The 25,920-nt window shown below is 38.1% G+C and carries 25 protein-coding genes; 6 read left to right on the top strand and 19 right to left on the bottom strand.

The window, feature by feature from the left end:
* The first annotated feature begins 1 nt into the window (after position 1).
* Entirely contained in the window at positions 2 to 2,743 is a 2,742-nt protein-coding gene (locus HS960_RS03295; RefSeq protein ID WP_182331246.1) for a DUF3857 domain-containing protein, read from the top strand.
* 41 nt (positions 2,744 to 2,784) lie between these two features.
* Here HS960_RS03295 and HS960_RS03290 read toward each other — a convergent pair whose 3' ends face one another.
* From HS960_RS03290 to thrS, 5 genes are all read right to left on the bottom strand, one after another.
* Complete coding sequence (locus HS960_RS03290) at positions 2,785 to 3,234, bottom strand: DUF3060 domain-containing protein (protein WP_159731020.1); 450 nt, start codon at positions 3,232 to 3,234, stop codon at positions 2,785 to 2,787.
* 252 nt (positions 3,235 to 3,486) lie between these two features.
* A complete protein-coding gene (rplT, locus tag HS960_RS03285; protein WP_046674462.1) occupies positions 3,487 to 3,831 on the bottom strand; it encodes a 50S ribosomal protein L20 in 345 nt (114 codons plus the stop codon).
* Between the two features lie 98 nt (positions 3,832 to 3,929).
* Positions 3,930 to 4,130, bottom strand: coding sequence for a 50S ribosomal protein L35 (rpmI, locus tag HS960_RS03280; RefSeq protein ID WP_002993964.1), 201 nt, complete (start codon positions 4,128 to 4,130; stop codon positions 3,930 to 3,932).
* Between the two features lie 39 nt (positions 4,131 to 4,169).
* A complete protein-coding gene (infC, locus tag HS960_RS03275; protein WP_075993338.1) occupies positions 4,170 to 4,730 on the bottom strand; it encodes a translation initiation factor IF-3 in 561 nt (186 codons plus the stop codon).
* Between the two features lie 11 nt (positions 4,731 to 4,741).
* A complete protein-coding gene (gene thrS / locus HS960_RS03270) occupies positions 4,742 to 6,667 on the bottom strand; it encodes a threonine--tRNA ligase (protein WP_182331244.1) in 1,926 nt (641 codons plus the stop codon).
* 708 nt (positions 6,668 to 7,375) lie between these two features.
* Between thrS and HS960_RS03265 the strand changes: the two genes are divergently transcribed.
* Positions 7,376 to 7,999: a 7-carboxy-7-deazaguanine synthase QueE gene (locus tag HS960_RS03265; RefSeq protein WP_075993340.1), complete on the top strand. Its 624-nt coding sequence runs from the start codon at positions 7,376 to 7,378 to the stop codon at positions 7,997 to 7,999.
* A 100-nt stretch (positions 8,000 to 8,099) separates the two neighbouring features.
* Here HS960_RS03265 and HS960_RS03260 read toward each other — a convergent pair whose 3' ends face one another.
* The 3 genes from HS960_RS03260 to HS960_RS03250 form a co-directional block, all read right to left on the bottom strand.
* Positions 8,100 to 9,347: a hypothetical protein gene (locus HS960_RS03260; protein ID WP_182331242.1), complete on the bottom strand. Its 1,248-nt coding sequence runs from the start codon at positions 9,345 to 9,347 to the stop codon at positions 8,100 to 8,102.
* Between the two features lie 135 nt (positions 9,348 to 9,482).
* Entirely contained in the window at positions 9,483 to 10,559 is a 1,077-nt protein-coding gene (locus tag HS960_RS03255; protein ID WP_227550343.1) for a Gfo/Idh/MocA family oxidoreductase, read from the bottom strand.
* A 16-nt stretch (positions 10,560 to 10,575) separates the two neighbouring features.
* Complete coding sequence (locus HS960_RS03250; RefSeq protein WP_075993343.1) at positions 10,576 to 11,166, bottom strand: phosphatase PAP2 family protein; 591 nt, start codon at positions 11,164 to 11,166, stop codon at positions 10,576 to 10,578.
* Positions 11,167 to 11,745: 579 nt separating this feature from the next.
* Between HS960_RS03250 and hisG the strand changes: the two genes are divergently transcribed.
* Together hisG and hisD are read left to right on the top strand one after the other, a co-directional pair.
* Positions 11,746 to 12,597 carry an ATP phosphoribosyltransferase gene (gene hisG / locus HS960_RS03245; protein ID WP_182331241.1) on the top strand — a complete coding sequence of 284 codons (852 nt, stop codon included), beginning with the start codon at positions 11,746 to 11,748 and terminating at the stop codon, positions 12,595 to 12,597.
* Positions 12,598 to 12,618: 21 nt separating this feature from the next.
* Complete coding sequence (hisD, locus tag HS960_RS03240; RefSeq protein ID WP_153848278.1) at positions 12,619 to 13,905, top strand: histidinol dehydrogenase; 1,287 nt, start codon at positions 12,619 to 12,621, stop codon at positions 13,903 to 13,905.
* Positions 13,906 to 14,003: 98 nt separating this feature from the next.
* On the opposite strand, the gene HS960_RS03235 is transcribed toward hisD, so the two are convergent.
* The 3 genes from HS960_RS03235 to HS960_RS03225 form a co-directional block, all read right to left on the bottom strand.
* Positions 14,004 to 14,918, bottom strand: coding sequence for a YARHG domain-containing protein (locus HS960_RS03235; protein ID WP_153848277.1), 915 nt, complete (start codon positions 14,916 to 14,918; stop codon positions 14,004 to 14,006).
* A complete protein-coding gene (locus HS960_RS03230) occupies positions 14,915 to 15,484 on the bottom strand; it encodes a DUF2306 domain-containing protein (protein WP_227550342.1) in 570 nt (189 codons plus the stop codon). The genes HS960_RS03235 and HS960_RS03230 overlap by 4 nt, the downstream gene beginning before the upstream one ends.
* Before the next feature lie 80 nt (positions 15,485 to 15,564).
* Entirely contained in the window at positions 15,565 to 16,809 is a 1,245-nt protein-coding gene (locus HS960_RS03225; protein WP_182331239.1) for an ABC transporter permease, read from the bottom strand.
* A 184-nt stretch (positions 16,810 to 16,993) separates the two neighbouring features.
* Here HS960_RS03225 and queA point away from each other — a divergent pair, with 184 nt between their 5' ends.
* Positions 16,994 to 18,043 carry a tRNA preQ1(34) S-adenosylmethionine ribosyltransferase-isomerase QueA gene (queA, locus tag HS960_RS03220; RefSeq protein ID WP_075993349.1) on the top strand — a complete coding sequence of 350 codons (1,050 nt, stop codon included), beginning with the start codon at positions 16,994 to 16,996 and terminating at the stop codon, positions 18,041 to 18,043.
* Between the two features lie 87 nt (positions 18,044 to 18,130).
* Positions 18,131 to 18,814, top strand: a complete 684-nt coding sequence (locus HS960_RS03215) for a 2-C-methyl-D-erythritol 4-phosphate cytidylyltransferase (RefSeq protein WP_153848274.1) — start codon at positions 18,131 to 18,133, stop codon at positions 18,812 to 18,814.
* A gap of 4 nt (positions 18,815 to 18,818) precedes the next feature.
* On the opposite strand, the gene HS960_RS03210 is transcribed toward HS960_RS03215, so the two are convergent.
* The 8 genes from HS960_RS03210 to HS960_RS03175 form a co-directional block, all read right to left on the bottom strand.
* Entirely contained in the window at positions 18,819 to 18,974 is a 156-nt protein-coding gene (locus tag HS960_RS03210) for a lmo0937 family membrane protein (RefSeq protein ID WP_104382583.1), read from the bottom strand.
* A gap of 79 nt (positions 18,975 to 19,053) precedes the next feature.
* Positions 19,054 to 19,821, bottom strand: coding sequence for an MBL fold metallo-hydrolase (locus tag HS960_RS03205; protein ID WP_153848273.1), 768 nt, complete (start codon positions 19,819 to 19,821; stop codon positions 19,054 to 19,056).
* Positions 19,822 to 20,177: 356 nt separating this feature from the next.
* Entirely contained in the window at positions 20,178 to 21,305 is a 1,128-nt protein-coding gene (locus HS960_RS03200) for a glycosyltransferase (RefSeq protein ID WP_153848272.1), read from the bottom strand.
* Positions 21,306 to 21,311: 6 nt separating this feature from the next.
* A complete protein-coding gene (locus HS960_RS03195; protein WP_075993353.1) occupies positions 21,312 to 22,262 on the bottom strand; it encodes a glycosyltransferase family 2 protein in 951 nt (316 codons plus the stop codon).
* Positions 22,263 to 22,360: 98 nt separating this feature from the next.
* Positions 22,361 to 22,963 carry a DUF4199 domain-containing protein gene (locus HS960_RS03190; RefSeq protein ID WP_075993354.1) on the bottom strand — a complete coding sequence of 201 codons (603 nt, stop codon included), beginning with the start codon at positions 22,961 to 22,963 and terminating at the stop codon, positions 22,361 to 22,363.
* Between the two features lie 4 nt (positions 22,964 to 22,967).
* Positions 22,968 to 23,642 carry a hypothetical protein gene (locus HS960_RS03185; RefSeq protein WP_159731031.1) on the bottom strand — a complete coding sequence of 225 codons (675 nt, stop codon included), beginning with the start codon at positions 23,640 to 23,642 and terminating at the stop codon, positions 22,968 to 22,970.
* Between the two features lie 4 nt (positions 23,643 to 23,646).
* Positions 23,647 to 24,915, bottom strand: coding sequence for a dihydroorotase (locus HS960_RS03180; protein WP_159731033.1), 1,269 nt, complete (start codon positions 24,913 to 24,915; stop codon positions 23,647 to 23,649).
* Positions 24,916 to 25,130: 215 nt separating this feature from the next.
* Positions 25,131 to 25,700: a UbiX family flavin prenyltransferase gene (locus HS960_RS03175; protein ID WP_159731035.1), complete on the bottom strand. Its 570-nt coding sequence runs from the start codon at positions 25,698 to 25,700 to the stop codon at positions 25,131 to 25,133.
* Positions 25,701 to 25,920 lie beyond the last annotated feature (220 nt).

Genomic DNA, 25,920 nt, shown 5'->3' with positions numbered 1-25,920 from the left:
GATGAAAAGATTTAGCCATCTTCTATTAGCTTTTATACTATTATTAGCCACATTCTCATGGTCATTTAGCCAAACATCCGTTCAAAAAGTAGCCACACCGAGCTGGCTCCGCCCGCTGACAAAAAAAGCAGTAAAACCCAATTTGGACGATATTAGTGATGGATATTACTTTGAATTAATTGAACATCAAATAAATTTAGCAACACAAACAAAATACTACAAGGATATAAAAGTATTGTTCGATCAAAGTGGAGTTGAAAATTTGGGGCAAGTACAAGTAACCTTCGATCCTCATTTCCAAAAACTTCAATTGCATGAATTGAAAATCATTCGTAATGGGAAAGATATTGACATACTACCCAAAGCCAAATTTAATCTTTTAGCCTCTGAAACAGAGCTTTCGAGATCTATTTACAATGGAAGTCAAATGGCCCACTACGTATTGGAAGATCTACGGAAAGACGACAAAATTGTATTTGCCTATTCGATAGTAGGTGCAAATCCAGTATTTGAACAGATGTTTTTTGACAGCTACTATCTACAAGGTTATGAGCCTACAGGTTTAATTCATCTCAATTATATTGTACCTAATCATCGTAAACTCCATTTCAAGAGCTTTAATGGAGCTCCGGAAGTTCAACAGCAATCCGTTGGAAATTCAACAAATTTCTTTTGGGAGTTGACCGAACATAAGCCCGTCCAATACGAAAACTACACGCCTGATTGGTATAGCCCATTACAGTACATCCAGTGCTCAGAATTCAACACTTGGAAGGATATTGATCAATGGAAGAATCGAATCAATCCCATACCACAGATTTCTCCGTCAAGCACGCTTCAAACTTTCGTCAATCAGCTTTGGAAAGAGTCAAATGGACAGCAGTATGAATTTATTCGGAAGGCCTGTGACTTCGTGCAAAATGAAATACGTTATATGGGTATTGAGATGGGGGAATATTCGCATCGAGCCAATCTTCCCGAAAAAGTATTCTCACAACGTTATGGCGATTGTAAAGACAAATCAATGCTATTGGCAACTATGCTCAAAAACAAGAATATTGATGTTGGCTTAGTATTAGCTAATACCTATAAAAGCCGAGGCCTTCAAAATGATCTACCTTCACCTTATGCATTCAACCATATGGTCATAGAGCTTAGTATCGAAGGTCGTCACCAATATATTGACCCAACCATAACTAATCAGGGCGGAGATATCAAGAATAGATATTTTCCTACCTATGGAAAAGTTTTATCGACCTTGAATAGGGGTCAACTTGCAGATGTACCGCAAAAAGTTGTTGGAGATATCAAAGTCAAAGAGGTCTTAGCACTTGAAGGCAAATTCGACGCTACCCTGGATGTCACAACCACCTATCGCGGAAACGAAGCGGACAACATACGCAACTATTTTCAGAGCAATGCAAAAAATGATATACAGAAGCAATATCTCGATTATTACACAAAAACTTATTCAAAAATCAATAAGGTTGGCTCCATGGATTACAAGGATGACAGCAAAAACAACATTGTGGAAATTGTCGAAAAATACAAAATAAAAAATATTGGTAAGTCTGAAAACGGATCTACCAAAAAATATATTTCATTAATAGGATCAAATATAAACGAGAAACTTCCAGAAATTATGGAAGATCGCAATGCTCCACTAGACCTCCCTTTCCCTACTGATATAGAATATGAGATCTACCTCGTTAATAAAGCACAAAAAACATTCGGTGTCTACAAGGAGAATAGCTTTTTTGACCGCAAAGCCTATACATTTGGTAAAACACTAGAAATTAAAGCAGATAGTATTAAGATCCATTATACCTTGGGAATGCACGAATCATTTGTTGAACAAGCAGACCTAAAACAATATTATACAGATTTCGCTGATCGCGATAACATCTTTTATAATGGGTTTTATCTAGACACTAATGGATATGCAACAGATGGTATTCCTAGCCTAGGTACACCGACCTCATCCCATGAGGTTAATTGGTTCTCATCAATCATATTTTTAATATCGGTAGCATCCGTACTCTGGTATATTATAAAAAAGTATAATAAGAGCAAACCTATTATTATCAAGCCCTACGACCAAGTCTATCACGAACAAATTGGCGGATGGATGATCCTATTATTAGTTGTACTAATTGCAAATATATTGGCCCTATCTAGCCTATTTTTCTTTAATTTATCTCTCTTTAATTTAAATACGTGGCAAGCAATGGATCATGTCGATGGAGTTTCTTCATTTGTTTACAAAGTTTTAATCCTAGCCGAGACAGTTGCGAACACGTTGATCATCATTGGATTGATTTATAGCTGTATCCTTCTAATTAAGAGAAGGGATATTTTCGCTCAGACATTCTTTTTAATTACGCTATTTATGGCCATATTTTGTACACTAGACGCAATTGCGGGCTATTTTATGTTCAAACAATACTTTAATAAAACTGATGACATATTTACCAAATATGAAGATACGATAAGAACCATTATCTTTTTCTGTATTTGGGGTAGCTATGCTTATAAGTCTGAACGCGTAAAAGGTACCTGTCTTCGAACATATCAGCCTGCCAATACGGTCCACAAAGCTGAAAAACCTCATCCCTTTGACGAAGACTTTTTAAAGCCCTATCCGATGTCAGAACCACTTATAGAAACACGTGTCAACGAAGATAAAGTACAAAACGACAGCATGTGTCTGGATCAGAGTAGCAACCAAAATGCTGAAAAATAAATGAAATAATAAAAAGGGGGAATGTGTAGTCCCCCTTTTTATTATTTCATTTTCATCACCATATTATCCGCGCCTTCAGTAGACACTTTTACCTGACCGGATTTGTTCTTCGTAGACTTATAATGGACGTGGTTTTTGACTCCCTCAATTTGAACAGTCTCTACTGAACCAATATTAACCATATTGTCTGCCCCCTCTATCGTCACCGTTGCGATGTCACTACCTGTTACAGTATTCCCCTTTCCCTCTATAATCAATTTACTCACATTGCCACGGATCACAACTTTATTGTCAGCTCCTTCTATTTGTACGACCTCTCCCCCTTTGGCCTCTATCGTACGGTTATTGTTCACCCCTTCAATCGAGATAACTTTTCCCTGTTGATTAACCACATCGTTAGTTAGAGCCTTGGAAACTGGCTCTTTGGCCGCTATCACCAAGCTTCCGATCAAAAGAAGTGAAAATCCAAATGTAATTGTTCTTAGTTTCATAATGCTATGTTTTCTACAGATCAACAAAAATCAAACCTAATTTCAAATCTAAAAGGGATATGAACTATAATATACTACGTCAATTGCCTCAAAAGTATAGTTGGGGAATAAGAATAAAATGAAATATAGCATTGAATTGGGTTTACTTGCCACATAACGTCCAAAAAAAGATACAGTAACGGTCATAACAAAAAAAAGGAGCCTAAAAGGCTCCTTTAATATCTCTAACAAATTGACAGCGGATTAAAAACTCTATTTTACTGCGTCTACAACTGCTTTGAAAGCTTCTGGGTTATTTAAAGCTAAGTCAGCTAAAACCTTACGGTTCAAACCAATGTTTTTAGCGTTTAATTTACCGATCAATTGGGAATAAGAAATTCCGTGTTGACGAGCTCCAGCGTTGATACGTTGAATCCATAAAGCTCTAAATTCGCGTTTTTTGGTTTTACGATCGCGGTAAGCGTATTGTAAACCTTTTTCTACTGTATTTTTAGCAATAGTATAAACTTTGCTACGTGATCCAAAGTAACCTTTTGCAAGGCCTAGGATTTTTTTGCGTCTTCTTCTAGAAGCTACTGCGTTAACCGAACGTGGCATATTTTTAAAATTAGTTTGGTAGAAGGTGTCATGTATTTCAATGAACTTACAACCTTATACCCGGTTAAAAAATTATTATTAATAAAATCGAATAAAACTTATTTACCGATAGCAAGCATACGTTTTACGTTGCCCATATCGCCATCAGATACATAACTTGTTTGTGTTAAGTTACGTTTACGTTTTGTGCTCTTTTTTGTCAAGATGTGGCTTTTGAAAGCGTTTTTTCTTGCAATTTTACCTGTTCCAGTCAATTTGAAACGTTTCTTTGCGCTGGAATTGGTTTTAACTTTTGGCATAATACTTATAAATTTTATATCAATCTGTTAGAATTCTTATTATTTTTTAGGAGCCTTTGGAGCTACTGTCAAAAACATGCGTTTACCTTCTAATTTGGGTAAAAGCTCTACTTTACCGTAGTCTTCCAAAGCCTGAGCGAAGCGCAACAACAAGATCTCACCTTGATCTTTGTGTACGATAGCGCGGCCTTTGAAGTGTACATAAGCACGAACTTTTTCTCCACTTTCTAGAAACTTAATAGCATGTTTCAATTTGAACTCAAAATCATGCTCACCAGAGTTAGGTCCGAAACGAATTTCTTTAATAACAGTCTGTTTTGCATTAGCTTTGATTTCCTTTTGTTTCTTCTTCTGTTCGTAAACAAACTTACTGTAGTCGATAATCTTACAAACCGGCGGTACAGCATTTGGCGAAATCTCCACTAAATCAAGTTCCAACTCATCAGCCAACTCTAACGCTTTGCGCGTAGGGAAAACTCCTTGTTCCACATTATCTCCTACCAAGCGCACCTCAGGTACCTTGATTAACTCATTAATGCGGTGATCTGGTTCTTTCTTTCTCATTGGTGGTCTTGGACCACCGGGTCTTTTTAATGCCAAATGTTTAAAAATTAAACGGTTATTTCCTTAATTAATATATCTCTAAATGCGTCAGCAGTCATAGTTCCTAATTCCACTGAGCCATGTTTACGTACAGAAACTGTGCCATTTTCCACCTCTTTTTCCCCTACAATCAACATATAAGGAAGCTTTTTCACTTCGGCGTCTCTGATTTTTCTGCCCACTTTCTCGTCACGTAAGTCTATCAGTCCGCGAATATCGGAATTATTTAGCGAATTCAAAACATTTTGCGCATATTCTTCGTATTTTTCTGACACTGGCAAGACGATAAATTGCTCAGGCGCAAGCCATAACGGGAATTGACCCGCACAATGTTCGATCAGTACAGCTACAAAACGCTCCAAAGATCCAAAAGGTGCGCGGTGAATCATTACTGGGCGATGTTTCATATTATCACTTCCAGTATATTCCAATTCAAAACGTTCAGGTAAATTATAATCCACCTGTATTGTACCCAATTGCCACTTCCGTCCTAAAGCATCCTTCACCATAAAGTCTAACTTAGGGCCATAGAAAGCTGCCTCGCCATATTCCACGACTGTCGGTAAGCCTTTCTCTTCAGCGGCCTCAATAATCGCCGACTCAGCCAAAGCCCAATTTTCGTCAGTACCAATATATTTTGTACGGTTTTCAGGATCACGTAATGATACCTGTGCTGTATAATCGTTAAAGCCTAACGCACCAAATACATAAAGAACCAAGTCTATTACCTTTTTGAATTCATCTTTAACCTGATCTGGACGACAAAACAAATGTGCATCATCTTGAGTAAACCCACGAACCCTTGTCAAACCGTGAAGCTCACCAGACTGTTCGTAACGATAAACAGTACCAAATTCGGAAAAACGAACTGGCAAATCCTTATACGAACGCGGTTTTACCTTATAAATTTCACAGTGGTGCGGACAATTCATTGGTTTTAACAAAAACTCTTCTCCTTCGATAGGAGTTTTTATTGGTTGAAATGAATCTGCTCCATATTTCTCATAGTGTCCAGAAGTCACATATAATTGCTTATGTCCGATATGCGGAGTAACAACAGGCTCATACCCTGAGTTTAACTGTGCTTTCTGTAAAAAGTCTATCAGCTTTTGACGTAATGCAGCTCCTTTAGGCAACCAAAGAGGCAAACCTGCACCAACCTTTTCAGAAAAAGCAAAAAGTTCCAACTCTTTCCCAAGTTTACGGTGATCGCGTTTTTTCGCCTCTTCTATAAATTTCAAATATTCTGTAAGCTCCGATGCCTTAGGGAACGTAACACCATAAATACGCGTTAACTGTTTACGAGACTCATCGCCTCTCCAGTAAGCACCGGCAACATTAGTCAATTTAATCGCTTTGATAAATCCAGTATTTGGAATATGAGGGCCACGACATAAATCTGTAAATTCCCCCTGTGTATAGAAAGTGATCTTTCCATCTTCCAAGTCCTTGATTAAATCAAGTTTATACTCATCGCCTTTCGCTGTGAAATAAGCCAACGCATCAGATTTCGAAACAGCTTTACGCTCAAATGTTTCTTTTCGTTTAGCCAGCTCCAGCATCTTGTCTTCGATCGCTTTAAAGTCATCAGACGAGAATTCACGATCGCCAAAATCCACATCATAGTAAAATCCTGTTTCAATCGCGGGACCAATACCAAACTTAATTCCGGGGTACAATGTTTCTAAAGCTTCCGCTAACAAGTGTGCCGAAGAATGCCAAAAAGTAGATTTACCTTTGGTATCATTCCAGGTCAATAACTTGACAGTAGCGTCATCTTCAATAGCACGGGCAGAATCCCACACTTCACCATTTACTTCGGCAGCAAGGACGTTTCTTGCAAGCCCCTCTGAGATTGATAACGCAATCTCTGCAGCAGTGATCCCTTGTTGATACTCTCTTACGGAACCATCCGGTAGTGTAATTTTAATCATTTACAACTATGATCTTTAAATTGTTAAAAAATAGAAAACATAAAACAACATGTACAATTATGTTATTACACTTATGTTTTCAATAAATAAATTGTGACACAAATTTAGTAAAAATTCTGATAAAATAACAGGTTTTTTGCGCTATTCAACGCATTCTATCGTCACAATTTAACAAAGTTGTTTTCAGCTTTTATAATTTATGACGACAAAAATAGAAAGCCGAACCTACACCCCTCTTGTCCATAGTTTAAATGCGCTAAATTCATCAGCTTTACACACTTTACATCCTCATCATTGCTGTTTAAAGCGAATTAATAATCTGATCTTATTGATCAATAGCTCCTCTCTATTGCCCCATGTACATCCCAACAATTAATGAAAATCAGCTTATATATTAACAGGGTAATTACAGGGGGTTAACAGGGGTATAACAGGGGGTTAACAGGGGTAAATCCCTATTATACCCTTGTTAACCCCCTGTAAAAAGAGTATTGTTTCGCTGTTAATAGCAAACATCGTATAAACCTGGCACCATAGTAGCGGTAAACAATGTGCTTTGCTTAAACATCAACCTAAAAACAATGGGATAAAACAGATTATTACCAGCAACTATATATAAAAAAAATGACAGGACAGCTACTTAAAAGCCACAGGACAAATTGAGCATCTCATTAATATTTGCTACCTTTGCAGACTGAAATTTTAACTATGTCAAATCAAGTACCTGAAGACGGAACACTATTGCCCTTAATGGAAGAATTTTACACTATTCAGGGAGAAGGCTACCACACCGGGACTGCTGCTTATTTCATACGATTGGGTGGTTGCGATGTGGGCTGCCACTGGTGCGATGTAAAGGAAAGTTGGGATGCATCTATCCACCCCCTTACAACCGCAGATTCGATTATCGAAAATGCAAAGAAATATCCGGCAAAAACAGTTGTCATTACGGGTGGCGAACCACTTATTTATAATTTGGATTACCTAACAAAAGGACTTCATGAGGCGGGCATTAAAACGTTTATTGAAACCTCAGGTGCATATCCTTTGAGTGGCGAATGGGACTGGATTTGTTTATCTCCAAAAAAATTCAAAGCTCCACGCAAAGATGTGTTAGAAGCTGCTGGTGAACTTAAAGTTATCGTTTTCAATAAAAGCGATTTCGCATGGGGAGAAGAATACGCACAACTTGTAGGACAAAACTGTAGATTATACCTTCAACCTGAATGGTCGAAATCTAAAGAGATGACACCTTCTATTATTGACTACGTAAAAGAAAACCCTAAATGGGATATTTCACTACAAACACATAAGTTCTTGAACATTCCTTAATCATGCAAATGCACGATTAAATAGACACAAAAAAGGCCTTCGATAGTATCGAAGGCCTTTTTTATAAACAATAAATCTATATTAATGCATGTAATTTAAATCACTTCACATAGGTTTTTAAAAAAGCTTCCAGGTCTAACGTTTTCGTCTCTTCACCTTCCTTCTCCCGGACCAGAACATTTCCAGCATTATCAGCATCTAAAAATAATAAGTTCGCCTTTAATAAAATCTTCCCATTTTCATCCAACAATCCAACTTTTCCATTTTCAGAGAACATCAAATAATTGTCTAAAAATTTACTGATATTTTCCTTTTTGTCAAGCAGAACTTTCCCTTCCTGTGTAACCAATCCAAAATTACCATCCTTCTGAAAAATAGCCAGTTTTTGATTTGCTGGTGTAAGCCAGTCAAACCCTTCCTTATTTACCTTTCCCCCCTTCTTATCCAACAACCAGAAATAATTATCTTTATCTGAAACAATAGCAGTCTGCTCATTAAAATACGCTAAAGAGAAAAGAGAACAAGGCAATACATCTTCTCCCGCCATGTTTTTTATACCATAATATTCGTCATTGGTATCTTTATCCTTGACCATGGTCCATTTAAGTGATTTATCCAATGGGAAAGTATCTTCAAACAAACTCACATCTTCCCCTTCACTCGTATTCCCTCCCCCAGAGATATCAATCACCTTTGCATTTTTAGGAAGTGCAAAATCTGCCACAGACGATACATTGATCACTTTTGTTGTTTCAAAACCAAGGTCATTGTTTTCACCCAAAGACAATTTGAGTACACCTCCAGGCAAATCATTGATAAATGAAAATGCCGTCAGATAATAAGTGGGCACTGCTTCCGAATACCATACCGTTGCTACCGCGGAATCCGCATGGTTTTTTATAAATAACTTTGCTTTCTTACAGGTAATTCCCGCGATCGATTCGATCTCGCCCATATCTTGCAGCTGCACATAAGGTCCTTCCGACTCCCCTAACTTCGTACTGACAATCTTATAGGATGGACTGTATGCTTCGGCAGTAACAATATCATCGCCGATCGAATACGAATATGTTTTTGCTAATTTTCGATTTAAAATAGCATGTGCTTTTTGATTCACTACAGTAGAAGAATAATCGGCATCAGCCAAAATCTCCACATTCCGATAAGTCATTTTTCCTTTCAAAAATGGCTCATAAAACTCTTTTGCAAATTCCGGAACTTCATTTTCAAATTTTTCAGGGGAAACTTCACCTTTAAACACCAACTCCATCTGCCATTGCTTATCTTGTGCATAGGTTGTCGAAATTGATAATCCAAATAATAGTGCAACGTTGAGTAAATTATTCATAAGAATGATAAATATGTAGCTAAATAACAAAAGACAGACCAAAAAGCCTATCTTTTACGCTATTTTTTTATTTATTTACTTTTTTCACTTCATATTTCCATAAAAAGCAAAAAAAAGACCACTAAGCAAAATAAACTATAATTTAATCATCCGCCTAGTTTTCACCGCTTCGTCACATGCCAAAGCAATTCGTAGACTATTAACAGCATCTTCCATCGAATCAGAAAGGTCCAAATTATCTACAATCGCCTGCTGAAAGAATAACTGCTCCCGGTTACATAATTCCTGATGATCGGGCTCATCAGATAAGTTGACCCACTCATCAACCTTCGTAAATTCATTTGCCGAATCTAAATCGGCGTAATGTACGCGAAGGCTTTCTGTTTGTGTATGGGATGCTACCGAATCCGATTTACCTTCATCGCTTGCTTTATTTGCGACAATGGAAACTGCACCTTTAGGTCCAAAAACATCCTTTACAAAAAAAGCGTTCTGACTAACCATTGGTCCCCATCCAGCTTCATACCATCCTACGGACCCATCTTCAAAATGCAGCTGCAATTGTCCGTAGTTGTAGTTCCAAGCAGGAATCTCATCGGTTAACCGCGCTCCGATTGCAGATACATACAATGGTTTCGCACCCACCATTTGACACATGACATCAATATAATGAACTCCACAGTCAACAATGGGACTTAAACTAGCCATTAGATTTTTATGCACATCCCACATATACCCATGGCTCTGTTGATTCAGATTCATACGCATAACAAGTGGCTTTCCCATCGTTTTAGCTATTTCAATAAATTTGACCCATGAGGGATGATACCTCAAAATATATCCAACAACCAATTTTTTATCATATTTCACTGCTGCATCGACGACCTCCTGCGCGGAAATCACATCTTCAGCTAAAGGCTTTTCAATAAAAACATGAGCACCAGCCTGAAAGGCTTTTATAGCATACGCTTTGTGTGTATCCGGATAGGTCGCTATACAAACGGCATCCGGTTTCGTTTCCTGAAGTGCATCCTCATAAGATTCAAACAATTTATAGTTGCCTCCCAATTGTTCATTCAGTTTACTTTTGCTTTCCCCACGAGCTACTAGACCCACAATTTGAAAGCCATCTAAATCGTGATATGCCTTCGCATGAGATGCGCCCATATTTCCACATCCAACAACCAATATTTTAATAACCTGTTGCATCATTTTTTCTATTTCTATATTATTTCTTTAATCCATCTAAAGCAAAGGCAGCTCCTGTTCCCAATACAGCACCTGCTAACACATCGGAGGGAAAATGTACGCCCAGATACATTCTTGAATACCCCACACTACTCGCCCATAAAAGCGATGGCGCGACGACGTACCACTTTGAGTAAGCCCGAGACAAAGCAGAAGCAGTAGCAAAAGCAGATGACGTATGACCAGACGGAAAGGAATACCCACCGGCCGTACGAACCGATATGAAATTAGGATATTTTTTAAATGGCCTGCTTCGCTTAAAAATATGTTTTAACCCAACATTCACGAGCGCTGTTACAGCCGTACTACTAGCAACATACAAGGCATTCTGACGCATTGCCTTATCATCGTTGACCGCACCTGCAACCAGTAAACCAACCGGAACGGCTATCTGAACATAGTTATTGATATCAGAAAGCACTTTAAATGTTTGTGTTTGTGGCGCTGTCCGAGTCTCGGCTATGGACTCCAATATACGGATATCTAACGTAGACGCTGGCTTTTCCTGTCCAAGAACAGGACCATATAGACAGTTAATCCAACAAATAAAAATAAAAGCTAATCTTTTCATCAAACAAATAATCTATCTAATTTACAATCTCTTTGAAACATGTACCACTAAACACATTCCTCCTATTTATTAAACAACAACTTATACTTCCTACTACTGTAACTCTTATTCGCGGCTAATTTAGTATGTCACCCCCAATTCCTAAAAATAAGAAAATTTATGTGAGTTGTCAGCCTATAAAAAGCGTTTCGATTGGACAAGATTTCACAACTTGCTATTGGCGTGATTCAAACAGCTTACTATAGGATAGGAAATCAGCATTACCTTTTGTCTAAATTATGGTATATTCCCCCAATCAACAGTATTGTTTTCACATTTTTTTCAAGAAAATTGAATTCATTTCAACAACAAGTCCATTAGGATAAGAATTTTAAAATGATAGTCTTGCATTTCCCATTAATTTACTATACATTTGCTTGCAGTTATTAATACAAACATGGTTTATACTTACGTACATCATTTTCATTTGCATCATCGCCATTGTGGCGATATGTTAATTTAATGTGTTCTTACGTAGAATACCTTCCCTCTTGTTTGATTTCTTATTATTAATAATTTACTGCTAACATTTATAAAGCGTTGAAAAATCTTAAAATTGCTATCCAAAAATCGGGTAGGTTAAACGAAAAATCTGTTCAATTACTGAAAAATTGTGGTTTAGACTTCGAGAACTACAAAAGCTCTTTAATCACAACTGTTGGGAATTTCCCACTGGAAATATTATTTCTGAGAGACGATGATATTCCGGGATATGTGGAACAAGGCATAGCCGACCTGGGCATCGTCGGTGAAAACATCATCGATGAGACCGAATCCAAAGTAGAATACATCAAACGGCTTGGTTTTGGAAAATGTACATTGAAACTGGCTATTCCCAAAGATAGCACCATCCAAGACATTAAAGACCTTAACGGCAAAGCAATCGCAACCTCTTATCCAAATATCCTAAAGAATTTTCTAGACGAGTATAAGATTAATGCAGACATCCGTTTGATATCCGGCTCAGTTGAGATTTCACCTGGCTTGGGTCTTAGTGATGCGATCTGCGATATCGTATCTACCGGTGGAACATTAAAAAGCAACGGTTTGAAACCTTTTGCTGATGTCAAAAATTCAGAAGCCATATTGGTGGGAAGAAAGGAATTAGAAGGCAATGAAGTGTTGGCTGAGTTAGTACAGCGTATCGAATCTGTTCTTTTAGCAAAAGAAACTAAATATGTGGTATTGAATGTCGAAAAGAAAAATTTGCCAGCCATCACTTCTTTATTGCACGGTGTTAAGAGCCCTACGGTTGTTCCACTGGCAGAAGAAGGTTGGGTAGCCGTACACACCGTTATCACTGAAGATGACTTTTGGGATAAGATCAATAAGTTAAAAGCTGAAGGTGCCCAAGGTATCGTTGTGATGCCCATTGAAAAAATCATTCTTTAAACTTGATGCACTTATACAACCATGTTAAAAAAATATGATTACAAAACGTTAGGAAAAACCGAAATCCAGCAACTGGTTGCTAGGAATACGGATCCAAACAATGCAATACAAGAGGTTGTCCAGGAAATTATTCAACAAGTACGCCAACAAGGTGATATCGTATTACGCGAATATGCGGCCAAATTTGATAAAGTTGAACTTGACAGATTATATTTAGACGAGGAAGATATCGACGCACTGGCATCTACCATTGACCGCGATCAACAAAGAGCTTTGGAAATCGCATTTCAAAATATACATAAATTCCATAGTACACAATTAAAAAGGGAGCGCACTGTTGAAACAATGCCCGGCGTAAAATGCTGGCGCGAGGTTCGCCCTATTGAAAAAGTTGGCCTTTATATCCCAGGGGGATCAGCAGTGTTACCTAGCACACTTTTAATGCTTGGTATTCCTGCAAGAATAGCTGGATGTAAAGAGATTGTCGTTTGTTCTCCTCCACAATCCAATGGAAAAATCAATGGCTTTGTTGCTTTTTGTTTGAAATTACTTAAGATAAACAGAATATACCTCGTTGGAGGCGCTCAAGCTGTTGCTGCTATGGGGTTTGGAACAGAGACTATACCAAAAGTCGACAAGATCTTTGGCCCAGGAAATCAGTTTGTTACAAAAGCAAAATCCATCATACAGGGCCTTGCAAATGTTAGCATTGACATGCCTGCGGGACCATCCGAAGTACTGGTCATCGCTGACGAGTCGGCCAATGCAGCTTTTGTAGCCGCAGATCTTTTGGCACAAGCCGAACACGGAGCCGATAGTCAAGCTGTCCTGGTTGCAACTTCCACCGCTATAGTTGATGCCGTCAACACAGCATTGGTAGCCCAATTAGCGGTTTTGCCTCGCAAGGAACTTGCTGCAAAAGCAATTGAAAATTCCTATGCAATAACTGTCGAGAATCTTCAGGAGGCCATACAGTTCTCAAATGACTATGCGCCAGAACACCTTATTTTGGAGACGGACCAATGGGAGTCCCTAACACGTTATATCAGTAACGCTGGTTCGGTTTTCTTAGGGCACTTAACCCCTGAAAGCGCAGGAGATTATGCCTCAGGTACAAATCACACGCTTCCTACATCAGGATATGCACGCTCCTACTCCGGCGTATCGGTAGATTCTTTTGTGAAAAAAGTTACTTTTCAACATATAAGCGAAACTGGACTTCAACAAATCGGGTCGGTAGTTGAAATACTCGCTGAACTCGAAGGCCTGCAAGCGCATAAAAATGCGATTTCTATTCGGAAAAAATGATAAAACAGAAGCTCTTGATATCACAAAAAAGGCTTTACGATGTAAAGCCTTTTTTGTGATACTGATCTTTCGAATATTCATGACTAATATTGACTGCATTACCTTCCGAAGGTGTCATAATTATCTGTTGCATATTTTTCAAATCTAGTCAGCAAAGCAATATTATCTTTTTCCAATGGACTTAAGTCTGCAGTCACATCTTTTGAAATAGGCACATACCAATCTACAGGCTCAAAAAACTGACGAATGCTAGGTTTGGTAAACGCATAGCCATGTCGGGCAAAAATCGTATTCCGAATAATCTCCAGATCTAATTTCTTGAGGTTTTTAAGGTCTTTCTCCGTCAACTTTTGTTTAGATGCATTTACAGTAAAGACCGCAGGGGATGCCGATCGATAGTATTGAATAATGTAAGTATAAGTTGAATCTCCATCCACATCAGTTTCCTCCTTTCTTTTTTCGTTAATCCAGTCGACCAAAGTTCCGTCTTCTCCATCCTGATTTTTTAGCATCAGATTTGGATTATAGGCGAACTGCTTTTTCAACAATTTAAAGCTTCGCTTTTTAATCTTTACTCCTTGGTCATATGCGGTCCAATTGCCGATTAACGTATCGTGATTAAGCTTAATTTCAAATCGTCCGTCAGACTTTTTGTCGCCGGGCTCATCCAATAATAACCGGATATCGGCACCATTTTCCTCCAATTTCCCCACAAAAGAACGCAGATTTCCTTTGACAACATTCTGTCCGAAGATATTACCCCTATCCGTAATTTTTTTTATGGTCAAATTTATCTTCGGAGAATAATCTGTCGTGGGCAGCCCTTCTCCTTCTTCAAGAGTACTTTCATCCACAACAAATTCGCCCACCCAGTTGCCATAAAGTTCCTGATGCGCTTCAGCTTCGGCCACAACAGTATCTTTTGTTTCGGTGGCTTCATTCTTTTTGCTTTTCCCGTCCTTACAACCAAGGATTACTCCAAGCATTAACATTAAACAAAGGTTCTTCCTCATAATTTATGATTTTTTTGATAAATAATAAATTCTGCCAACAACAAATTAGGGATCCATCCCAACCAGGCAATAATTTGATAGAGATCCATCGGATTGGGCTGAAACAGGTACACTAAAGCAAGCTTCCAAAAACGTAGGGTAAGCGCTGAACAGGTTAAGGCAAAACTACGGATCATAAAATCGCGGTGTTTATCAAATTTTCGCTGACTCGCCAAACGAACTGCCCGCCAGGTGAAATAAAACCATCCAAGCCCCAATAATTCAAATGCAATAATAGAGGTTAATCCGCCATTTGCCGCGGATCCAATAAGCAACCCTGAAGGAGCGGCAAAAACCAAAATGGCGAATACATACAAATACCCGATACTTCGATGGACTCGCGGATATTTATTCAATAGATAAGTATTAAACTGCGTAAAGCCGGCAGGCAAAGCAAAGATAGCTGTGCAGACATGGACATAAAACACGTAGCGATACCACCAAAGTTCTTCAATTTCCGTTTGTTTAATCATCAGGAAATTAGCATCGAGTGAGAACCCACGGTAGCGAAATGTGATTTCTGCCATCAGCAGACAGCTATAGGCAAAAATTAAAAGCCAAAATCCATGTAATATCGAAAATTGAGCTTTTTTAAACATATCGCTTTCTATTTACTCCTGATCGCTTCTACCGGATCCAATCGAGAAGCCATTAGAGCCGGAACAATACCTGATATGAGACCAATAAACGTCGAAAGCGAAACTGTAAGCATAACCATTTTCAAACTTACGACAATAGCAACGCCAGTCGCAGCTTGCACTAGAAACGCCAAAAAATAGACAACAACGAGGCCTATCCCTCCCCCCAACAAACATAGTACGATAGACTCGACTAAAAATTGTGAAAGAATAAAGAAATTTTTAGCTCCCAGCGCTTTCTGAATTCCGATAATATGCGTACGCTCTTTGACACTGACAAACATGATATTGGCAATACCGAAGCCACCGACTAAAATCGAAAAAATACCGATTGAAAAACCCGCAAGATTAATTATCCCAAAAAGCTGATCCAACGCACCGGTAATCATTGTTGTCTGATTAATGGAAAAGTTTTCCTCCCGTTGCGGCGATATACGACGAATCGAACGCATGAGTGTCTTCGCTTCGCTCTCCGCCTCACCAAGCTTATAGTTCGATTTAATAACCATCGCTATGCTCGGTGAGAAATTATCATAGTTGACCAAATTTCTCGCCAGCTCAAACGGAATAAAGGCGGTATCATCGGGGGAGGTGTTGATCAATACACCATTTCCTTCTTTCTTTAATACACCGATAACCTGAATTTTTCGGCCTAACATATTAATATATTTGCCAACAGGCTCCTCATTAGGAAAAAGCCCTTCCGCAATATTTGCTCCCAATACAGTTACAAGAGCTCCACCCCTCGACTCGCTTTCAGCAAAGTAACGACCATCCACAATATTCAAATTTTGAATGTACAGGTTCTCATAGGTCGCTGCATTGACCGATGAGCCTTGGGCCGAATTATTTTTATATTTTATAGTCGTATTACCAATATTGATCATATACGCCATATACTCGGCTGTCGTCATCCGACTTTTCAAATCCAGGTAATTATTGTATGTAGGTTCGGGTCTATTCAAGTATTTCCACCAAGGGAAATTTGGACCTCCATCCCAGGGCCATTTCTCAATATAAAGTGTTTTGCTACCGATCTTCTTTACTGATTCCTCTATATTATTCCGTAGGGTATCTACCGCAGAAAATACACCAATAATCGTAAAAATACCGATGGTCACACCCAACAGCGATAGTAAGGTGCGAGTACGATTGTCTTTTAATGCCGAAAAAGCAAACTGACAACTCTCCAATATCAATCTAAAAAATAGCATAATTGTATTCTAAAATACAATATAGTTTTGATTTAATGTCAAAATCGTTAAAAATATATACATAAATTAGAAATAAGCCCTTTCTATACCCGAAAAAGTTATAACTTTGTATGCTTTTTGCAACCTAGTATTTGGTGCACTGTAATGCACTGAAAGGCAGACATTAAAATATATATCATTAAAGATGAAGTTATCTCAATTTAAATTCAACTTACCAGAATCATTACTTGCTTCTGAACCTTCTGAAAATCGTGACGAATCACGCTTGATGGTCCTACATAGAGATACTGGTAAAATTGAACACAAAATTTTCAAAGATGTATTGGATTATTTCGATGACAAAGATGTCATGATCTTAAACAATACTAAAGTTTTTCCAGCCCGCCTTTACGGTAATAAAGAGAAAACTGGAGCTACGATTGAAGTTTTCTTGTTGCGTGAATTGAACAATGAACTTCGTCTTTGGGATGTGTTGGTAGATCCTGCGCGTAAAATCCGTGTAGGCAACAAATTATATTTCGGTGATGATGACTTATTGGTTGCCGAAGTAGTTGACAATACAACTTCTCGTGGCCGTACAATTAGATTTTTATTTGATGGTACCGATGAAGAGTTCCGCCGTAATATTGAAATCTTAGGTGAAACTCCGCTTCCTAAATATATCAAGCGTAAAGCTACACCGGAAGATAAATTCCGTTACCAAACGATCTACGCAAAAAATGAAGGTGCTGTTGCTGCTCCTACAGCTGGACTTCACTTCTCAAGAGAGTTAATGAAACGTCTGGAACTTAAAGGTGTTGATTTTGCAGAGGTTACTCTTCACGTTGGTCTTGGAACTTTCCGTACTGTTGAAGTCGAAGATTTAACCAAACATAAAATGGATTCGGAACAGTTCATCATCACTGATGAAGCTGCACGCGTTGTCAATAGAGCAATCGACAACAAACGTCGCGTATGTGCTGTCGGAACGACTTCTATGCGTGCAATAGAATCTTCTGTTTCTGCAGATCACCATTTAAAAGCGGCGTCTGACTGGACGAGTAAGTTCATCTATCCTCCTTACGATTTCAGTATCGCAAACTCGATGATTACAAACTTCCATACACCAGAATCCACACTTTTAGTGATGATTGCTGCGTTTGCAGGCTACGAAAATGTGATGAATGCCTATGAAGTTGCTGTAAAAGAAAAGTATAGGTTCTACAGCTATGGCGACGCTATGTTAATCGTTTAACGATGTGGCTTAAAAGATAAAATAAAAAAAACGTGGATAGCCTTAAACTATCCACGTTTTTTTAAATAATAACCTTTCAATAACAACATGAACTTTGTAATTATCGTTGCTGCCGGAACCGGAAATAGAATGAATAGCGATCTTCCAAAGCAGTTTCTTGACTTAAATGGACTGCCGATTGTTATGCATACAATTAATCGTTTTTGCCAATCAGAAACTATTTCGGAAGTTATTTTGGTCATCAGCGAACCAATGGAAAGTTTTTGGACCGAACTGTGTTTGAAGCATCAGTTTGATCGCCCTATACATATCGCTTTTGGCGGACAAACCCGCTTCGAAAGTGTAAGGAACGGAATAGATTACATTCAGCAAAATTTTGATATCGGTCCAAAAGACTATATTGCGGTACACGACGGAGCTCGACCTATCATCACCCAAGCTCTTATTAAAAAAGCCTTCCAGGGGGCGTATGATCATCAGGCAATTGTCTTAGCACAAAAGAGCATTGAATCTGTTCGGATGGGAGACACCACATCCAACTCCGCTGTTGATAGAAATTATACCTGGTTAGTACAAACTCCACAGGTTTTTCATGGAGAATTGCTTCTAAAGTCCTATCAGCAAGCCGAAGATCCCTTTTTTACAGATGATGCGTCGGTGGTAGAGAAAATGGGCAAGCGTATCACTATCATTGAAGGTGACTCCAGAAATATAAAAATCACCTATCCTCAAGACTTACAAATTGCCCAGTTCTACCTGAATTTGACTTAATGGATTAAGCATTGCCACGAATAACGCGCAATAAAACCACAATAATAGCAATGACCAAAAGGATGTGGATAATGTTATTGCCAGCCGCATAACCTCCAAAAAAACTTATCGCCCAAATGATAACTAAGATAACGGCGATGATATACAGTAAATTTCCCATTTCTTTATAATTTAATACCTAAATCTATTTTTTATAGGTATAACAATGAAAAAAGAACTATAGTTTTATTTTAAATGGATTAGCTAATTTCAAACTGTAATCTATCGTAAGCTAGAAACATATTTTCGGGCAATTCTCTGGAAACAGCTTCATGCAGTCCCATTCGATGCCCTATATGTGTAAAATAGGTTTTATCGGCATGAATGTCATAGGCAAATTCAATCGCCTCATCCAATGTTAAATGTGAAATATGAGATTCCTTTTGCAAAGCATTTACCACGAGAACCTTTACTCCTTCCAATAATTTCCGTGATTCTGCGCTGATAAATTTCGCATCAGTAATGTAGGCGAAATCTCCGATCCTAAAACCCAAGACTGGCATTTTATAATGGAGAACCTCAATAGGCATAATTTCTTTCCCAAATAAAGACAAGGGTACACCGGCCTTTATCTCCTCCAAATCCAACCTCGGAGCTCCGGGGTATTTAACTTCAGTAAACGCATAATAAAATTCTCGCCTTAGCGCTTCATGGAGAGCTGCTGTACCGTAAATAGAAATTGAGCTATGCTGCTGATAATTAAATGCCCTTACGTCATCTAAACCAGCAATATGGTCTTTATGTGAGTGTGTCATTAACACCGCATCCAAATGCATAACTTTTTCGCGCAACATCTGATACCTAAAGTCTGGGCCAGTATCCACAACCAATGTATGTTGATTGTATTCAATAAGAATAGAAGAACGTAATCTCTTATCACGTCTGTCTTCAGATTGACAGACCTGACATTGGCATGCTATTACAGGCACCCCTTGTGATGTTCCGGTTCCTAAAAATGTTATTCTCAAGCTACAATTTTTGATTTCAATATTTCTTCATAAATCGGAAGAAGTTTTTCAGAAATGGCTTCCGAATCAATTTCAATATCCAATAATATGTTCCACAATGACTGGATTTTTATTTCAAGATTCGAAAACTTATTGACTACTACAACTTTTGTCGTCTGCAACATACAAGCGCCTGTGCGGAATGAACCTTTCTCGTATCTAACTTTATACCCTTGCTCCTTAAAAAACTCTTCTAACTTAGTTAAACTGCTTTGTGTAAACGGCAACAAAATCTCTCCTTCCTTTTAAATTTCTACCTCAGTCTTCCAAACTTAGATAAATTTGATTTTATATACAAATAAAATCACTGCTACTCATCAACGCGCCAACTTAAGAAGTTCATTGCCAAAAGTATCCCAGCTGTATTTCCTTTTTTCATCGATAATATTCGTTCTAAATTGCTCTTCTTTGTTGTAATGGTAAAATGAAAAAATACCGTCGGCTATTTGACGGGCATCAGGTTCCACAACATAACCAACGTAGCCATCTTGAACCAATTCCGGCAATCCCCCAACATTACTCACAATCATGGGAAGATCAAAATGATAAGCAACTTGGGTAATCCCACTCTGTGTAGCGCTACGATAAGGCAACACAACGCAATCCGCAGCTGAAAAATAACGCCCGACCTCCTGATTTGGAATAAAATCGGTATGCATAAAAATAAACTCTTCTAGTTTATACTTTTTTATAAGCTCCAGATAGGGAGCAGGGTCACCATAAAACTCTCCGGCAAGCAATAATTTAACACCGAGATCGCGAACCTTGGAATTAGCTAATGCTTCTAGCAAGATATCTAAGCCCTTGTATTGACGAATAAAACCAAAAAACAATACGACTTTATCCTCTTCGGCAATCTTAAGTAATCGACGTGCTTCCTTTTTACTTTGATGCGCACCATAGTTATCGTAGAGTGGATGCGGCGTATATACCGCTGGCATTTTCGGGCTTAACATTTTCAGATCTGCCAGCACACTTTTACTCATAGTGAGACAAGCATCAACAGATTTCAAAAAGTAGCGGATCAACGTCTTATCACCTATGCGTTGTTCATGAGGGATTATATTATCAGCGATACATACAATTTTAGTGTGTTTATTTTTTCGAACCTGTCGCTGGATTGTTCCTAAACAAGGCCCAAAAAACGGCATCCAAAATCGCACGATAAGCAAATCGTAGTTCGCCTTCCTAAGCTCCCTACCAACCTTTATCCAATTAAGTGGATTAATAGAATTCACTGTCGTTTTAATATGAAGACCGGTTGGTGCAGGCTCATCTGAATATTGCGACTTTCCTGGGAAAAGAAAATTGGGATACTGCAGACTAAAGGAATAGATATCCACTTCATGACCTAACTCCTGAAAATGGGATGCCAATCGTTCATTAAAAGACGCTATCCCCCCTCCCCTCAATGGATAGGCGGATCCTAAAATCACAATTCGCATAATTATTTAGATGACTTTCTCAATTTGATAATCATTCCGATCTGAGCTGCTTCTAGAGACTAACTCTGCCAAAAAACCTGTCAGAAATAATTGTGTTCCCAAAATAATCGCTGTCAGCGCAAAGAAAAATAATGGCTGATCTGTTATATCTCTAAATGGTGTACCGCTAGCTATACTCATCAGTTTGTGGCAAATCAGATAAATGGAGATAAATAAACCTGCAAGAAAACTAATCACCCCCATAACACCAAAAAAGTGCATCGGTCTTTTCGCAAATTTGCCGACAAAAAATATAGATAATAAATCCAAGAAACCTTTTACAAAACGGCCCGGACCAAATTTGGTTGTACCGTATTTACGTGGGTAATGCTGTACAACCTGTTCCTGTATATTGGTAAATCCAGCCCATTTCGCAATAACGGGTATATAACGATGCATCTCGCCATAAACCTCAATGTTTTTAACAACATCTTTTTTATAAGCTTTAAGACCACAGTTAAAATCATGCAGGTTATGAATTCCAGACATAGATCTTGTTACCCCATTAAACAATTTTGTTGGGATTGTTTTGGTCAATGGATCATAGCGCTTTTGCTTCCAACCCGATACTAAATCCGCTCCCTTGTTGACGATCCGATCATACAGTTCAGGAATCTCATCTGGACTATCCTGTAAATCAGCATCCATTGTAATAACAACATCGCCCTGTGCAGCAGCAAAGCCTACATTTAAAGCCGCAGATTTTCCGTAATTGCGTCGGAACTTTATCGCAGAAATATTCGTGTTCTTTAACTTCAACTCTTCAATAACTTTCCAAGAATTATCTTTACTCCCATCATCAACTAAAATAATTTCATAGGAAAAATGATTGGCCGCCATAACACGGTCGATCCAAGCTGTCAATTCGGGTAAGGATTCTTCTTCATTAAATAAAGGAACAACAACAGAAATATCCATGTGAATGTTAATCATGCTAAAAATGTAGTATTATTATACCAACAAAGGTATTACTTTTTCAGTAATACCTTATAGGGTCAATTTTATTTTATTAAACACTAATTGGTCTCTTGCTTAATCACCAATTTTTCTCGTTTTGTCAAGGCTGATAATAGTAATGCAAAAACAAATTGAAACATCAATGTGATTGCCAATCCTTTGAACACCTGCCCTAAGGTTATCTTTCCTATAGCATCAACTTGCTTTTCAAGTTCTGCGATTTTTGAATCTATAACTTCATCTGGCACATTGTTTTTCTCCATATACTCAATGGTAACGTTAATTGTATGCGTCACCACCTTTTCTTGTAAAGTTGGATTAATGAAATTAACATACAGTTGCGTACCAATAGTGGAAATAATCGTAGAAATAGCAAGCATCATAAAGATCGATTTCAATGCTATAGAAAAATTCCAGTATCCACCATTTGCTTTCCTAAGAGAGAAGGCGAACAGCGCAGAGATAACAACAAAAATCCCCGTATTAACAATAAATGACATCGACATTACCCCCCAAAAGGAATTTAAGTCTTTGACAACAAACAAAACAACTAATCCTAGAATAAAAGAAATTATTCCTAAAATAACACCATAGATAATACTTTTCTTTTTGTCGATTACCGCATCAAATCCTACATTACTTTGGTTGAATGATTCTGCCATAAAATTATTTGTTATAGTAAGTACTAATTATTTGGTAAAGGGCGATATCAAAAGCCTTATTGGAAGAAGCTTCAGCATACTCCTCAAATTGCTTTTCAGATGGTTTCAACTCGCTAAAGAAACTCATAATAGGATAGAAAAGTTCATAAACTTCGCTTCTCGGATTTATTCCTTTTCCTACTTTTGCAATTTCGGCATACGGGCTATCTACGACAATTTGATTAGCAATGATATCTTCATAAATTTCATGCTCATCTTGGAATTCATCTTCATCGACCAGTAAAAATTCTTTTAGGAAATCATCCAGTTCAGGTTCAATCTCATCATCCTTACATTCCCCTAAATAAAGAAAAATATTCAACAATTCTGTTCCACGATCTATTGTTTCATCTTCGATCGCTTCCCATTCCTCAGAATCCAAATAATCATCTTCCAGTTTTAATACGTCATTGGAGAAAAAGTTCATCAATAAAAGATCGACATATACTTCACGAAGTTCGTCAAACAACGGATAGTCATCAAAAGACTGATCCAACAGTTCTAATTTCTCTAGATAGCTGGCCTCCGTATTGAATACACCAATAATCTTTTCGAGAAACTCTGCGGCTGTCGAGATTCCATCAACCTTGCCATAATTTAATATACCTGCCTCAACGGCTGCTTTAAGATTTGCTTCCATGGTTTTAATCGTTTTTTATGATTTGACTATTATTGATGACCAATTCGACAGCGCCTTTTAATGTCTGTCCGAACAATGGAGAATTTTTTGATTTGGATTTATTGGTTTTCTCATCGAAGTTCCATGTTTTCGCTGAGTCAAATACGACAAGATTGGCTACTGCCCCTTCTTCAATAAGAGGAACTTCAAGTCCTAGAATCTGTCGGGGTCTAACTGAAAGACTATTGACAATTTGTTCTTCGTTTAATCCAGCACGAACCATGAGTGGCAATACGGTCTGTAGTCCAATAATTCCATTTTTTGCAATATGAAATTCTACATTCTTAAATTCTATTTCATGTGGTGTATGTTGCGAAACGACGGCGTCAATAGTACCGTCCTTAATTCCTTTAAGTAATACCTTAAGATCTGCCTTTGTGCGTAACGGCGGGCTCACCTTATAATTGCTATCAAAACCGACAATATCTTCGTCAGTAAAGACTAATTGATGTGCAGCAACATCACATGTCACTGGAAGACCTTTTGCTTTTGCTTTTTTTATCAGGTCAACGGCTTCTGGTGTGCTAATGGATGCAAAATGAATTGGAGCTCCGGTATATTCCGCCAAATACAGATCACGAGAAACCATTAACGATTCGGCAAGATTGGGAATACCCTTCATCCCCAAATAAGTACTCATCGCACCTTCATTCATTTTGTTTCCACCTGCCATAGATTCATCTTCAGCATGTGAAAAAATCAATCCATCGAATCCCTTCGCATATAACAACGCTCTGCTCATTAATCCCGCCTGCTGTACACTCCTATTTCCATCACTGAAAGCGACAGCACCCGTTTGCTTCATATCAAATAGCTCGGCTAGTTCCTTTCCTTCTCGCTTTTTACTGATAGCTCCAATTGGATGTACATCAACAACATTTCCTTTCGCTGTATTGACAATAAGTGCAACTTCAGAACGGCTTTGAATCGCCGGTTCGGTATTTGGCATTACAGCAACTCCAGTAAATCCTCCGGCTGCTGCTGCTGCGGTTCCACTTACAATGTCTTCCTTGGTTTCTAATCCAGGTTCTCCAAAATTGGCATGTAAGTCAAAAAAACCTGGCGCTAAAATTTTTCCGGCGCCATCGATGGTCTCTATGTTTTTATCAGCTACTTTGACAGATTTTCCAATCTGTGCAATCTTTCCCTTTTCGATAAATACATCAACTTGCTGCTGATGAAATTCATTACCAGGTAAAATTACTTTAACAGAAGTAATCAATAAGCTTTTCATATATGAATGTGATTGAAATTAAAAGGATACAACTTATTTATCGAAGCATATAGCGTGCGCAGTGTTAACAGACAAACGGTGGCTTTATCACTATAAATCATATAGCTGCAAATAACTTTTTCGCGTGATGCCTGTGATTGCTTCATTTCGAGAAACAAAGTTACAAAATACAAATTTATTAAAGAACATTAAAAATAGATTTCAACGAGGAATAACTAGGCATTTTCTCCCCACTGATAATGTTTAAATTCAAACCCTGCAAGACTCAAAATCCGATCAACCACCGTTTCTGCAACATCCTCCAAAGTCTTTGGCAAACTATAGAATGAAGGTGATGCAGGACAAATGATACCTCCGGCCTCTGTCACCAATTTCATATTTTGAATATGTATAATACTTAGCGGTGTCTCACGGGTAACCAAAATCAATCTTCGTCGTTCTTTTAGCATTACATCTGCCGCGCGAGTTGTCAGATCAGAAGAAATTCCGTGGGCGATCCTTGATAATGTCCCCATTGAACACGGACAGACAATCATCGTATCATAGCGAGCCGATCCTGATGCAAAAGGAGCAAAGAAATCACCCTTATCATAAAATTTGAACGGTATATCCTGATAACTCTCATCGCCTAACTCTGCACGCCATACATCCTTCGCATTATTAGACATTACAATTCCAACTTCTGCGATCTGTGTTTTTAATACCAATAGTTTTTTAAGTAAAACTTTAGCATAGATTGAGCCGCTAGCTCCAGTAATGGCAATAACAATTTTTCTCTTAGACATCTCTTTTAAAATAATAAAAACAAAGCTATAAAAAAAGGGTCGTAGTGAGAAACACCCGACCCTACATCTACCTATGAAAAACATGCCCTTGGGAGGGGCTTAACAAAAGTACATCTACTTTTTAATTTACAAAAACATTATGCGCATTACTACACATTTGTGTATATAAAATACCCCAAAAACAACTTTTTTCCGGATTTTAAGATCCAATTCACCCCGT

This window comes from Sphingobacterium paramultivorum (genome assembly GCF_014109745.1).
Lineage (GTDB): Bacteria > Bacteroidota > Bacteroidia > Sphingobacteriales > Sphingobacteriaceae > Sphingobacterium > Sphingobacterium paramultivorum.
This window is presented reverse-complemented; position numbering and strand designations above follow the sequence as displayed.

Coding starts and splice junctions, on each gene's coding strand:
- HS960_RS03200 (WP_153848272.1), bottom strand. CDS start 21,305: ATGCGAATTGTGATTTTAGGATCCGCCTATCCATTGAGGGGAGGGGGG.
- HS960_RS03225 (WP_182331239.1), bottom strand. CDS start 16,809: ATGCTATTTTTTAGATTGATATTGGAGAGTTGTCAGTTTGCTTTTTCG.
- hisD (WP_153848278.1), top strand. CDS start 12,619: ATGTTAAAAAAATATGATTACAAAACGTTAGGAAAAACCGAAATCCAG.
- HS960_RS03195 (WP_075993353.1), bottom strand. CDS start 22,262: ATGGATATTTCTGTTGTTGTTCCTTTATTTAATGAAGAAGAATCCTTA.
- HS960_RS03250 (WP_075993343.1), bottom strand. CDS start 11,166: ATGAAAAGATTAGCTTTTATTTTTATTTGTTGGATTAACTGTCTATAT.
- rplT (WP_046674462.1), bottom strand. CDS start 3,831: ATGCCACGTTCGGTTAACGCAGTAGCTTCTAGAAGAAGACGCAAAAAA.
- HS960_RS03265 (WP_075993340.1), top strand. CDS start 7,376: ATGTCAAATCAAGTACCTGAAGACGGAACACTATTGCCCTTAATGGAA.
- HS960_RS03190 (WP_075993354.1), bottom strand. CDS start 22,963: ATGGCAGAATCATTCAACCAAAGTAATGTAGGATTTGATGCGGTAATC.
- HS960_RS03260 (WP_182331242.1), bottom strand. CDS start 9,347: ATGAATAATTTACTCAACGTTGCACTATTATTTGGATTATCAATTTCG.
- HS960_RS03180 (WP_159731033.1), bottom strand. CDS start 24,915: ATGAAAAGCTTATTGATTACTTCTGTTAAAGTAATTTTACCTGGTAAT.
- HS960_RS03230 (WP_227550342.1), bottom strand. CDS start 15,484: ATGGCAGAAATCACATTTCGCTACCGTGGGTTCTCACTCGATGCTAAT.
- thrS (WP_182331244.1), bottom strand. CDS start 6,667: ATGATTAAAATTACACTACCGGATGGTTCCGTAAGAGAGTATCAACAA.
- HS960_RS03210 (WP_104382583.1), bottom strand. CDS start 18,974: ATGGGAAATTTACTGTATATCATCGCCGTTATCTTAGTTATCATTTGG.
- HS960_RS03255 (WP_227550343.1), bottom strand. CDS start 10,559: ATGATGCAACAGGTTATTAAAATATTGGTTGTTGGATGTGGAAATATG.
- HS960_RS03185 (WP_159731031.1), bottom strand. CDS start 23,642: ATGGAAGCAAATCTTAAAGCAGCCGTTGAGGCAGGTATATTAAATTAT.
- HS960_RS03175 (WP_159731035.1), bottom strand. CDS start 25,700: ATGTCTAAGAGAAAAATTGTTATTGCCATTACTGGAGCTAGCGGCTCA.
- HS960_RS03290 (WP_159731020.1), bottom strand. CDS start 3,234: ATGAAACTAAGAACAATTACATTTGGATTTTCACTTCTTTTGATCGGA.
- HS960_RS03295 (WP_182331246.1), top strand. CDS start 2: ATGAAAAGATTTAGCCATCTTCTATTAGCTTTTATACTATTATTAGCC.
- HS960_RS03235 (WP_153848277.1), bottom strand. CDS start 14,918: ATGAGGAAGAACCTTTGTTTAATGTTAATGCTTGGAGTAATCCTTGGT.
- HS960_RS03215 (WP_153848274.1), top strand. CDS start 18,131: ATGAACTTTGTAATTATCGTTGCTGCCGGAACCGGAAATAGAATGAAT.
- rpmI (WP_002993964.1), bottom strand. CDS start 4,130: ATGCCAAAAGTTAAAACCAATTCCAGCGCAAAGAAACGTTTCAAATTG.
- queA (WP_075993349.1), top strand. CDS start 16,994: ATGAAGTTATCTCAATTTAAATTCAACTTACCAGAATCATTACTTGCT.